The organism is Pseudomonas canadensis (genome assembly GCF_030980095.1).
GTDB classification, from domain to species: Bacteria; Pseudomonadota; Gammaproteobacteria; order Pseudomonadales; family Pseudomonadaceae; genus Aquipseudomonas; species Aquipseudomonas canadensis.
Map to the genome: position 1 here is coordinate 3149752 of NZ_CP133298.1, position 11304 is coordinate 3161055.

The following is an 11304-nucleotide window of genomic DNA, read 5'->3' on the forward strand; positions in this document are numbered from 1 at the left end:
TACGTGAACAAAGCTCAACCGTCCCTGTTAAATCCAACGGTCCGCCGCCAATCCCTCGGTTTGGGATTGCTGGCGTTGTTGCTATTCATAGCCGGCAGTTGGCACCAGGCAATCATCGGCTTCGACTCCCGCTTCGTGCTGTTTGCCCAGGAAATGTTGCGCCATGGGCCTGGTTTCTTCCCAACCACCTACGGCCAGCCTTATGCGGATTACCTGGCCACGTCGACGTTGATGACGTGGCTGGTGTCGTTGCCGTTTGGCGAGGTCACCCGCTTTACTGCCTGGCTGCCTACGGCCGTTGCCTCGGCGTCGATTGTCACCCTGGTGTATCGCCTGACGGCACCCTACTCCCAGCGCTGGGGTCTATTGAGCATCGCAATGCTGTTGCTAAGCAGCAGTTTTATCAGCGAAACCCGTGCGGTGTCCCTCGACCAGATGTTGGCGGCGATCGCCCTGGCGGTGTTCTACCTGGGGTATGCACACGACCACTTCGGTGCAGGTAAACGCCTGCATTGGTTGTACCTGCTGCTGATTCTCGGCTTTGCGGTACGTGGGCCGATCGGGCTGGTCATTCCCACTGGCGTGCTGTGCAGCTATTACCTGATCAACCGCCAATGGCGGCAACTGTTCAGCTTTGGTTTGATCGCGTTGGCATTGCTGGTGGCGTGCGTCGGCTTGTTATTGCTGATGGCTAAACTGAGCGGCGGCGAGCGTTTCATGCAGGACGTAATCCGCATGCAGTTCCTCGGGCGCATGGATGGCAGCGAAGGCTCCAGCGGCGTGCTGTATTACTTCACGAGCTCCCTGGGCAACTATGCCCTGGCGTATCCGATGGCTGTGCTGGTGCTGTTGGCTATGGTGATCAGTGGGCGCCGGGTGCCGGGACCGGCATTGCAGTTGGTGTGGTACTGCGCCGCCGCGGGTCTGCTGGTGATGCTCGGCTTGTCGATTCCCCAGGCGAAAAAAGCGCGGTATGTACTGCCAATGCTGCCCATGGCGGCGATAATTGCCGCGTATCCGTTCCAAGTGGCACATGGGCGGCTGTTTGCCGGGTTGCGTGGGTTGATGCTCGGTATCTGGACGTTGTTGCCGACGCTGTTGATAGCCGGGTTGCTCTTCGCGCGGCCGCGCTACCCGGAACAATTGAGCCATTTGGGCTGGGTGTTCGGTGTGCTTGGCGGGCTGCAGCTAGTGGCGTTGCTGGCGCTGTTCAAAACTCAATTGCGCACGGTCGGACCGGCTTTGGCAGGCGTACTGGCGGTATGGGCCACTTATATCCTGGTGGTCGAACCGCTGGAACGCAGTGTCTATGACACCCGTACCTTTACCTTGCAAGTGCATGAGCACGTCATGCAGCAAAAGGCACCGGTGGTGTTGCACGGCCTGGGCAAAGACGCCAAGGCGATCAAATACATGGTCAACCTCGACTGCGACCAAGTGCCGTTGTTTACGCAGCTGGAAGCCGAGCTGAAGCCAATCCAGGGGCCAGCCTGGCTGGTGATGAGTCAAGCGGATTACGAAGGCTTGCAGGACCCGCGCTTTCGCACCCTTACCCCGACCCTGGTCGGTGAGTTTGACCGCAACCCCTATGTACTGCTGCACTTGGCCAAAGCGCCGCAACCTTGACCACTGCACCGGCAGTGCCGGCATTCAATTCATTATTTTTGCACTCAACCTGCATCAATATGCATTGGCGCCATCCTTCCTAGGTCGGCACACTGCATGAGTTCCTTCCCCCAAATGTTGGAACTTTCAAAGGGCTTTTCCGGGCAACCAGACAAGCCTTTTTTTTGCCCGCTGTTTATGGATCCCCTTTCAATGCTCGCTCGCTGGTTCCCCGCTGCTATCAATACCCGCCCCACTGAATGGAGCCGCGCCGCCATCGGCATGGCCTTGGGCACCCTGCTCAGTGTCTGGGTGTGTTCCCAAGTATTTGGCATGGAGGTGGCGTTGCACCTGCTCGGCCCCCTCGGCGCTTCGGCGGTGCTGTTGTTCGCCGTGTCGTCCGGTGCATTGGCGCAACCTTGGTCGATCATCGGCAGCTATCTGTGTGCGGGTGTGGTTGCGCTGCTGGTAGCCCGTGTCTTGGGGCCCTCCCTGGGCGGCGCCTGCCTGGCAGCGGGCATGACGGTGGTGCTGATGTGCTGGCTGCGTTGCCTGCACCCCCCGGCCGGTGGATTGGCCATGACGCTGGTTTTGGCCGACCCTGCCTCCGCCGCTCTGGGTTGGTATGAATTGGGCGCCGTGTTGCTCGGCGCCAGCGCCTTGCTGGCCTGCGCACTGGCTTACAACAACGCGACGCGCACGCGTTATCCCAAAGGCGCTGCCGAATTCCCGCCGGCTATTCTCAATCGTCCGCAGGCCGCGCGAGACCCTGCGATCACTGCCGCCGACTTGAAGCTCGCGCTGGCTGAAATGGAGCAATTCTACGACGTGGAGCCTACGGAGCTGGAACAATTGATCCACGCCGCAGAAACCCACGCGCGCCGCCGCAGCATCGGTGAAGTACTGGCCAGCCGGGTGCCTTGAAGCCGCCGTCCACTCCCTGCATAAATGCAAAAACAACCTGCATGATTCATGGTTGTACTGGGCAAATTTGCACTGGTACGATCGCGAGATGGTTCGTCCGCGAACATCTTGATAAAGAACAATAAAAGCAGGGAGTTATCGATGACTGCTCAGGTTTCATCCGAGGCAAGCCACGCAGAAACACTTCAGGACGAAGTCCTCGCCGAGGTCCGTAACCACATCGGCCACCTCACCCTCAACCGCCCCGCCGGCTTGAACGCTATTACCTTGAACATGGTGCGCAGCCTGACGTCCCAACTGCAGGCCTGGGCCGATGACCCACAGGTGTACGCCGTGGTCTTGCGCGGCGCCGGTGAAAAAGCCTTCTGCGCCGGCGGCGATATCCGTTCGCTGTACGACAGTTTCAAGAACGGCGATAGCCTGCACCAGGACTTCTTCGTCGAGGAGTACGCACTGGACCTGGCCATCCACCATTACCGCAAACCGGTACTGGCACTCATGGATGGGTTTGTCCTGGGCGGTGGCATGGGCCTGGTGCAAGGCGCCGACTTGCGCGTGGTCACCGAGCGCAGCCGCCTGGCGATGCCGGAAGTGGCCATCGGCTATTTCCCTGACGTGGGCGGCAGCTACTTCCTGCCGCGTATTCCGGGTGAGCTGGGGATTTACCTGGGCGTCACCGGGGTGCAGATCCGCGCAGCCGACGCGCTCTACTGCGGGCTGGCGGACTGGTACCTTGAAAGCAACAAGCTGGCCGACCTGGACCAGAAGCTTGATCGCCTGCAATGGCAAGACTCGCCGCTCAAGGATCTGCAAGGCGTGCTCGCCAAGCTGGCCGTGCAGCAACTGCCCGACGCGCCACTGGCTGCCTTGCGTCCCGCTATCGACCACTTCTTTGCGCTGCCGGATGTGCCGAGCATTGTCGAGCAACTGCAACAGGTCACCGTGGCTGACAGCCACGAATGGGCGCTGACCACCGCCAACCTGATGCAGACCCGCTCCCCCCTGGCCATGGCCGTTACCCTTGAAATGCTACGTCGCGGCCGCCGCCTGCCTTTGGAGCAGTGTTTTGCCCTGGAATTGCACTTGGACCGCCAATGGTTCGAACGTGGCGATCTGATTGAGGGCGTGCGTGCGCTGATCATCGACAAGGACAAGGCCCCGCGCTGGAACCCACCCACCCTGCATGGGCTTTCCCTTAGTCATGTAGAAAGCTTCTTTCAACACTTCGAGCAGGTTGCGAACTAAGCCATGCAAGACATTGAATATACAGAAGAACAAGTAATGATCCGCGACATGGCGCGCGACTTTGCCCGTGGCGAAATTGCGCCCTACGCCCAAGCCTGGGAGAAAGCCGGCTGGATCGACGACGCCCTGGTCGCCAAGATGGGCGAACTGGGTCTGCTGGGCATGGTGGTGCCTGAAGAATGGGGTGGCACCTACGTCGATTACGTCGCCTACGCCCTCGCTGTGGAAGAGATTTCTGCCGGCGACGGCGCCACGGGCGCGTTGATGAGTATCCATAATTCAGTGGGTTGCGGGCCGATCCTCAATTACGGCACAGAGGCACAGAAGCAGACTTGGCTGGCGGACCTCGCCAGCGGCCAGGCCATCGGCTGCTTCTGCCTGACCGAGCCCCAGGCCGGCTCCGAAGCTCACAATTTGCGCACCCGCGCCGAATTGCGTGATGGTCAGTGGGTGATCACTGGCGCCAAGCAATTCGTCAGCAACGGCAAGCGCGCCAAACTGGCAATCGTATTTGCCGTGACCGACCCCGAGCTGGGCAAAAAAGGCATCTCGGCGTTCCTGGTGCCCACCGCAACACCGGGATTCGTGGTGGACCGCACCGAACACAAAATGGGCATTCGCGCCTCCGACACCTGCGCCGTCACCCTCAACCAATGCACAGTGCCCGAGGCCAATCTGTTGGGTGAGCGCGGAAAAGGCCTGGCAATTGCCCTCTCCAACCTGGAAGGTGGACGCATCGGCATTGCCGCCCAGGCGCTGGGCATCGCCCGTGCGGCGTTTGAGGCAGCGTTGGCTTATGCCCGTGACCGCGTGCAATTCAATAAGGCGATCATCGAGCACCAGAGCGTGGCCAATCTGCTGGCCGACATGCAAACCCAGCTGAATGCCGCACGCTTGTTGATCTTGCATGCTGCACGACTGCGCAGTGCCGGCAAACCGTGCCTGTCGGAAGCTTCCCAGGCGAAGCTGTTTGCCTCGGAAATGGCGGAGAAGGTCTGCTCGTCAGCGATGCAGATTCATGGCGGGTATGGGTATCTGGAGGATTACCCGGTGGAGCGTTACTACCGGGATGCGCGGATCACGCAAATTTACGAGGGGACCAGCGAGATTCAGCGAATGGTGATTGCCAGGGAACTCAAGCACTACCAGCTTTAATTGACACAGTGCAAAATCATTGTGGGAGCGGGCTTGCTCGCGAAGGCAGTGGATCAGTCATGAAGATGTCGACTGAAACACCGCCTTCGCGAGCAAGCCCGCTCCCACATTTGAGCTCTAGTGTTCACACAACCGCGTTACTTGTCCTTGAACTCGGGCGCACGCTTGGCCACAAACGCCGCCATGCCTTCCTTCTGATCCTGCGTCGCGAACGCTGCATGGAACACCCGGCGCTCAAAGCGCACGCCTTCCGACAGGCTCACTTCAAACGCACGGTTCACGCTTTCCTTGACCATCATGCTGATAGGCACTGACTTGCCAGCAATCAGAGTCGCGACTTTCAGCGCCTCTTCCAACAGCTCATCAGCCGGGACGATACGCGCGACGATCCCGCAGCGCTCGGCTTCTACCGCGTCGATAAAACGCCCGGTCAGGCACATTTCCATGGCCTTGGCCTTGCCCACGGCACGGGTCAGGCGCTGGGTGCCGCCCATGCCCGGCAGTACGCCGAGGTTGATTTCCGGCTGGCCGAACTTGGCGCCGTCGCCTGCCAGGATAAAGTCGCACATCAAGGCCAGTTCGCAGCCGCCACCCAGGGCAAACCCGTTGACGGCGGCAATGATCGGCTTGCGGCGGTTGGCCACGCGGTCGCTGTCGCTGAACAGGTCATCAAGGTAGATCTGCGGGTAGGTCAGCTCGGCCATTTCCTTGATGTCGGCACCGGCGGCGAAGGCTTTCTTGGAGCCAGTCAGCACAATGCAACCGATTTCCGGGTTGGCTTCCAGGCCATCCAATGCCTGGTTCAATTCACTGACCAGTTGCGCGTTGAGAGCGTTCAAGGCTTGCGGGCGATTGAGGGTAATCAGCCCGACGCGGCCTTGGACGTCGAGCAAAATGGTTTCGTAACTCATGTATCGGCTCCTTAGAGATTGCGTGAGATGACCATGCGCTGGATATCGCTGGTGCCTTCGTAAATCTGGCAGACCCGCACGTCGCGGTAGATCCGCTCCAGGGGGAAGTCGCTCAGGTAACCGTAACCGCCCAGGGTTTGCAAGGCGGCCGAACAGACTTTCTCGGCCATTTCCGAGGCGAACAGCTTCGCCATCGAGGCTTCCACCAGCGCTGGCTTGCCGCTGTCACGCAGGGCGGCGGCGTAATGCACCATCTGCCGGGCGACCGCAATTTGCGTGGCCATGTCCGCCAGGCGGAAGGCCACGGCCTGATGTTCAATGATCGGTTTGCCGAAACTTTCACGCTCACGGGCGTAGTCGCGGGCGGCTTCAAAGGCGGCGCGGGCCATGCCCACCGCTTGTGAAGCAATACCCACGCGGCCGCCCTCAAGGTTGGCCAGGGCAATCTTGTAGCCTTCGCCCTCCTCCCCAAGACGGTTGGCGACTGGCACCTTCACCTCCTCGAACAGAATCTGACAGGTGTCGGACGCATGCTGGCCGAGCTTGTCCTCGACCCGCGCCACGCTGTAGCCCGGCGAATCGGTCGGCACGATGAACGCGCTGATCCCGCGTTTGCCCGCCGTCGGATCGGTCACAGCAAACACAATCACCACCCCGGCGTTTTGCCCAGAGGTGATGAACTGCTTGCAGCCATTAAGCACGTAATGGTCACCTTCCAGGCGTGCACGGGTTTTCAGGCTGCTGGCGTCGGAACCGGCCTGGGGCTCGGTCAGCGCGAAGGCACCGAGCATGGCGCCGCTGGCCAGGGGCTTGAGGAATTGTTCTTTCTGCTGGTCGTTGCCGAACTTGAGGATCGGCACGCAGCCTACCGAGTTGTGCACGCTCATGATGGTGGAGCAGGCGCCGTCACCCGCGGCGATTTCTTCCAGGGCCATGGCGTAGACCAGGTAGCCGGTGTCGCAACCGCCCCACTGTTCCGGCACCAGCATGCCGAAGAAGCCCAGTTCGGCCATTTCACCGACGGCTTCCTTGGGAAAGCGATGCTCGCGGTCCCATTCGGCGGCAAACGGTTTCAGGCGCTCCTGGGCAAATTGCCGGGCCACGTCGCTGATTTGCAGTTGTTCGTCATTGGGCAGCATGGTCAGTCCTTAGTACAGGCATTCAACAGCCATGGCCGTGGCTTCACCACCGCCGATACAAATCGCTGCGACGCCACGCTTGAGGCCGTTCTGGCGCAGGGCCGAAAGCAGCGTCACCAGGATCCGCGCACCGGAGGCGCCGATCGGATGGCCCAGGGCACAGGCGCCGCCGTGGATATTGACCTTGGCGTGGGGGATTTCCAGCTTGCTCATGGTCACCAGGCTGACCACGGCGAAGGCTTCGTTGATCTCGAACAGATCCACTTCATCCAGGTTCCAGCCGGTCTTGGTCATCAATTTGCGGATAGCGCCCACCGGCGCCACCGGGAACAATCCCGGCTCATCGGCAAATGCCGCATGCCCACGGATCACCGCTAAGGGCCTGAGGCCACGTTGCTGCGCCTCGGACTGACGCATCAGCAGCAAGGCCGCTGCGCCATCGGAAATCGAGCTGGAGTTGGCCGCCGTCACCGTGCCGCCTTCACGGAACGCCGGTTTCAGGCTGCTGATCTTGTCCAGCTTGGCCTTGGGCGGCTGTTCGTCATGCACGATGGTTTTCTGCTCCTTGCCCACGGTGACCTGCACCGGAACGATCTCGGCGGCAAAATTGCCATGGGAGATCGCTTCCTGCGCGCGGGTCAGGGACGCAATGGCGAACGCATCCTGGGCCTCGCGGGTAAAACCGTTGTGCAGGGCACAGTCCTCGGCAAAGGTGCCCATCAGGCGGCCTTTGTCGTAGGCATCTTCCAAGCCGTCGAGGAACATGTGGTCCAGCACCTTGCCGTGGCCCATGCGGTAGCCATTGCGGGCGCGGTCGAGCAGGTACGGCGCGTTGGACATGCTTTCCATGCCACCGGCAATCACCACGTCGACGCTGCCGGCCAGCAGCGAATCATGGGCCAGGATCGCGGCTTCCATGCCCGAGCCGCACATCTTGTTGAGGGTGGTGCAGCGCGTGGCCTTGTCCAGCCCGGCGCCCAACGCCGCCTGGCGTGCGGGTGCCTGGCCGAGGCCTGCGGGCAGGACGCAGCCGAACAGCACTTCATCCACGGCATCGGTGGCGATACCGGCCCTGTCGACGGCCGCACGAATCGCCGCGGAACCCAACTGCGGTGAGGTCAGGCCCTTGAGGTCACCCTGGAAGCCACCCATGGGCGTGCGCACGGCGCTGACAATAACGATGGGATCGGTCATGGAAAATCCTCCTTACTTGGCTGCCATGCGCAAGGCACCGTCGAGACGGATCACCTCGCCATTGAGCATGCTGTTTTCAATGATGTGCCGCACCAGCGCGGCGTATTCGGCGGGTTTGCCCAGGCGTGGCGGGAATGGCACGCCGGCCGCAAGGGAATCACGGACTTCCGGGGTCATGCCAGCCATCATCGGCGTCTCGAAAATGCCGGGCGCGATGGTCATGACGCGGATGCCAAAACGCGCCAGTTCACGCGCGGCCGGCAGGGTGAGGCTGGCGATGGCGCCCTTGGACGCGGAATACGCCGCCTGGCCGATCTGACCGTCAAACGCGGCAACGGAGGCGGTGTTGATGATCACACCGCGTTCGCCGTCGGCATTCGCCTCGGTTTCGGCAATGGCAGCGGCCGCCAGGCGCAACAGGTTGAAACTGCCGATCAGGTTGACGTTGATCACTTGGGCGAAGCTGGCCAGGCCATGGGGGCCGTTCTTGCCGAGGATTTTCTCGCCACGCACTACGCCGGCGCAGTTTACCAGCCCATGCAACCCGCCAAAGGCTGCAACGGTGGCCTGTACGGCGGCTTCGGCGGCCGCTTCCTGGCTGATATCCGCCACGCTGCTACGGGCATTCGCGCCCAACTGCTGGGCCTTGGCCGCCACGGCATCGGCGTTGAGGTCTACCAGCATCACCTTGGCGCCTGCCGCTACGAGCATTTCAGCGGTGGCCGCACCCAGGCCGGAAGCGCCGCCGCTGACCAGGAAGATCTTGTTTTCAATCTGCATTGTTATTCTCTTTAACGGTCCGAATCGTCGAAATAGTCGCCCCAGAGCGCCACTGCGGCAATGGTCAAAGCCCTCAACCTGCCTGACTGGTTTGGCCAGTCATCGACCCCGCCGATCAGCCAGTCAGCCCAAGCGATTGGACGGGCGCAGTGCGTGCTTCTAACCTGATGGGCTGTACCAACACAGAAGCTCGCCCCCTGAATGATAGTCCGACCCAAACCCAACCTCCTGGGCATCCTGTTTTCCCTCAAGGGTTCGATAGCCAAGCGCATCGCCCTGCGCAGCCTGTTAGTCACCCTGCTGGCCTCGGTGATCGTGCTGGTGGAAACCCTGCACCCGGCGTATTTTTCCAAGGTCAATGCCACGCCGTTCACCTTGCTCGGGCTGTCGCTGTCGATCTTCATGAGCTTTCGCAACAACGCCTGCTATGACCGTTGGTGGGAGGGCCGCAAGCAACTGGGGCAGATGATCATCGATGTGCGCTCGTTGATCCGCGAAACCCAGGTGCTGCGGGACCCGGCCGAGCGTGCGGGTTTGCTGCGCAGCGTGTGCGGCTTCGCCCATGGCCTGGTCGCACGGCTGCGCCATGAAGATGAAGCCCAGGCCATAAAGCCGTGGAGCCAGTTCCAGGCCAACCATCCCAACCTGCCCGACAACCTGCTGCAACAGGTCGGCGCACGGTTTTGCGCATTGGCCGAGCAAGGCGTGATCAGCGAATGGCGCTACACACAGTGGGAGGCGCGCCTGGTCAGTCTCAGCCAGGTGCAGGCGTCCTGCGAGCGGATCAAGAGCACGCCGCTGCCCTTTCCCTATACCTTGTTGCTGCATCGCACTATCTACCTGTTCTGCATCCTGCTGCCGTTCGCCATGGCCGAGCCGTTGGGTTGGTTGACGCCAGTGTTCACGGCCATCGTCAGCTACACGTTTTTCGGCCTCGATGAAATCGGTGATGACCTGGAGGACCCGTTCGGCTTTGACGAAAACGACCTGCCCTGCAATGCCCTCCTGCGCACTCTGGAGCGCGAAGTATTGGCCGCCCTCGGTGAAACCGATCTGCCACCGCCTTTGGAGCCAGTGGAATACGTGCTGACCTGATGCGGGTTTGACACCTGCCGTGGTCTGACCGAAGCTGACGGCTTTGCTGCCCACGCTTTCGGACGCCTGCATGTCAAAGTCACGCCGTTACTCCCTCGTCGGCCTGTGCGCCCTGTTGTTGATTGTGCTGATCACCTGGTATTTCTCTCGCTCCACCCCGGTGGCTGTAGCGCCCGCTATTGCCCATGGTTACTCCAAGGCCCTGAAACAGGCGCGTAACGGCGAGCCTGGGGCGGCGCGGGTGTTGTACCAGCAACTGGGCCGGCCGGACCTGTCCCCCGAGCGCCGCGCTGCGTTGCATGCTGAGTTGCCTAACTATCCCAGTCCCCAGGCCCTGAAGCTGGCAGACAAAGACTTGGCCAGCGAGTCGCCCCTGGTGCGCGAGGCCGCCATTCACAGTATTGTCGGCCTGGTCCCGACCGGTCAGCGCACGCTGTTGCTCGGCCCCGTGCTGGACGATCCCGAGGAGGAGGTACGGTTTGCCGCCGCCAACGCGTTGCTCGGTTTATCGCCAGATACCTTGGGCCTCTATTTTGGTCCGTTGCAGCAGGTACTGGACGAGTTCGTGAAAAAACTCAAGGCCCAGCCCGAAACGGCCGAAGGCTGGATTCAACTGGCACGCCTGTACATCCACAGCGCGCTGTTGCCGGAGGCGCAAAATGCCCTGGAACAGGCGATGCGCCTGCAGCCAGACAACCTGCAAGCCGTCGTCGCGCAGATCGAACTGCTGGATAAACAAGGGAAGACCGATGAGTCCCGCCAGTTGCTCGCGCGTCAGTTGTCCGCGCACCCCGAGTCGGCCTACCTGCAGCACGCGTTGGGCATTTGGCTGTTGCACCACGGCGAGCGGCCCTATGCACTGCTCGGTCTGTCCAAGGCCGTTGAGCTGGAACCGGACAATCAGGACTATCGCTACGACCTCGCCACGACCCTGCACGCCCAGGAAGAACTGGAGGCGGCCCAGCGCCAACTGGAAGAAATCATCCAGCGCCACCCCGCCAATCGCAAGGCACGGGTGTTGCTGATCAATTACTGGAAGGAAAGCGGTCAGTTGCAGAACGTCCAGGTCCTGCTGGCGCAGCTTGAGCAACAGAATCCGGATGATCCGGCGTTGCAGCAAGGCCTGTAGGTCCAGGCTGAAAACGTGTAAACCCAAGCCATCGTTGCACAAACTTTACGAAACGTTGAACCGCTAAAGGCCACTACGGTCAAGTAAATATGGCGCACCAAGAGCGGCGCGCCCCTCTATTTGAACG

At 61.3% G+C, this 11304-nt stretch carries 10 protein-coding genes; 6 read left to right on the forward strand and 4 right to left on the reverse strand.

What is annotated here, in order from left to right:
- Positions 1-3: 3 nt before the first annotated feature.
- The 4 genes from RB216_RS14280 (at position 4) to RB216_RS14295 (ending at position 4929) form a co-directional block, all read left to right on the forward strand.
- Positions 4-1626 (forward strand): ArnT family glycosyltransferase, encoded by a 1623-nt coding sequence (locus RB216_RS14280; protein WP_122685046.1) that lies wholly within the window; start codon positions 4-6, stop codon positions 1624-1626.
- A gap of 192 nt (positions 1627-1818) precedes the next feature.
- Positions 1819-2529, forward strand: a complete 711-nt coding sequence (locus RB216_RS14285; protein WP_068933133.1) for an HPP family protein — start codon at positions 1819-1821, stop codon at positions 2527-2529.
- A 141-nt stretch (positions 2530-2670) separates the two neighbouring features.
- Positions 2671-3774 (forward strand): enoyl-CoA hydratase/isomerase family protein, encoded by a 1104-nt coding sequence (locus RB216_RS14290; RefSeq protein WP_308907439.1) that lies wholly within the window; start codon positions 2671-2673, stop codon positions 3772-3774.
- Positions 3775-3777: 3 nt separating this feature from the next.
- Positions 3778-4929 (forward strand): acyl-CoA dehydrogenase family protein, encoded by a 1152-nt coding sequence (locus tag RB216_RS14295; protein WP_028616177.1) that lies wholly within the window; start codon positions 3778-3780, stop codon positions 4927-4929.
- A 137-nt stretch (positions 4930-5066) separates the two neighbouring features.
- On the opposite strand, the gene RB216_RS14300 is transcribed toward RB216_RS14295, so the two are convergent.
- The 4 genes from RB216_RS14300 to RB216_RS14315 are packed head-to-tail and all read right to left on the reverse strand — an operon-like array spanning position 5067 to position 8953.
- Positions 5067-5840: an enoyl-CoA hydratase gene (locus RB216_RS14300; RefSeq protein ID WP_033902889.1), complete on the reverse strand. Its 774-nt coding sequence runs from the start codon at positions 5838-5840 to the stop codon at positions 5067-5069.
- 11 nt (positions 5841-5851) lie between these two features.
- Complete coding sequence (locus RB216_RS14305) at positions 5852-6979, reverse strand: acyl-CoA dehydrogenase (RefSeq protein ID WP_308907440.1); 1128 nt, start codon at positions 6977-6979, stop codon at positions 5852-5854.
- 9 nt (positions 6980-6988) lie between these two features.
- Positions 6989-8173: an acetyl-CoA C-acyltransferase gene (locus RB216_RS14310; protein ID WP_308907441.1), complete on the reverse strand. Its 1185-nt coding sequence runs from the start codon at positions 8171-8173 to the stop codon at positions 6989-6991.
- A gap of 12 nt (positions 8174-8185) precedes the next feature.
- Positions 8186-8953, reverse strand: a complete 768-nt coding sequence (locus RB216_RS14315) for an SDR family NAD(P)-dependent oxidoreductase (protein WP_028616181.1) — start codon at positions 8951-8953, stop codon at positions 8186-8188.
- A 201-nt stretch (positions 8954-9154) separates the two neighbouring features.
- Between RB216_RS14315 and RB216_RS14320 the strand changes: the two genes are divergently transcribed.
- On the forward strand, positions 9155-10048 hold the full coding sequence (locus tag RB216_RS14320) for a bestrophin family protein (RefSeq protein ID WP_028616182.1): 894 nt from the start codon (positions 9155-9157) through the stop codon (positions 10046-10048).
- Between the two features lie 70 nt (positions 10049-10118).
- A complete protein-coding gene (locus RB216_RS14325) occupies positions 10119-11177 on the forward strand; it encodes a tetratricopeptide repeat protein (RefSeq protein ID WP_028616183.1) in 1059 nt (352 codons plus the stop codon).
- The last annotated feature ends 127 nt before the right edge of the window (positions 11178-11304 follow it).

Excerpts from the sequence above, each read along its gene's own strand:
- RB216_RS14285 (WP_068933133.1), top strand. The coding sequence starts at position 1,819 with ATGCTCGCTCGCTGGTTCCCCGCTGCTATCAATACCCGCCCCACTGAA.
- RB216_RS14290 (WP_308907439.1), top strand. The coding sequence starts at position 2,671 with ATGACTGCTCAGGTTTCATCCGAGGCAAGCCACGCAGAAACACTTCAG.
- RB216_RS14295 (WP_028616177.1), top strand. The coding sequence starts at position 3,778 with ATGCAAGACATTGAATATACAGAAGAACAAGTAATGATCCGCGACATG.
- RB216_RS14300 (WP_033902889.1), bottom strand. The coding sequence starts at position 5,840 with ATGAGTTACGAAACCATTTTGCTCGACGTCCAAGGCCGCGTCGGGCTG.
- RB216_RS14305 (WP_308907440.1), bottom strand. The coding sequence starts at position 6,979 with ATGCTGCCCAATGACGAACAACTGCAAATCAGCGACGTGGCCCGGCAA.
- RB216_RS14310 (WP_308907441.1), bottom strand. The coding sequence starts at position 8,173 with ATGACCGATCCCATCGTTATTGTCAGCGCCGTGCGCACGCCCATGGGT.
- RB216_RS14315 (WP_028616181.1), bottom strand. The coding sequence starts at position 8,953 with ATGCAGATTGAAAACAAGATCTTCCTGGTCAGCGGCGGCGCTTCCGGC.
- RB216_RS14320 (WP_028616182.1), top strand. The coding sequence starts at position 9,155 with ATGATAGTCCGACCCAAACCCAACCTCCTGGGCATCCTGTTTTCCCTC.
- RB216_RS14325 (WP_028616183.1), top strand. The coding sequence starts at position 10,119 with ATGTCAAAGTCACGCCGTTACTCCCTCGTCGGCCTGTGCGCCCTGTTG.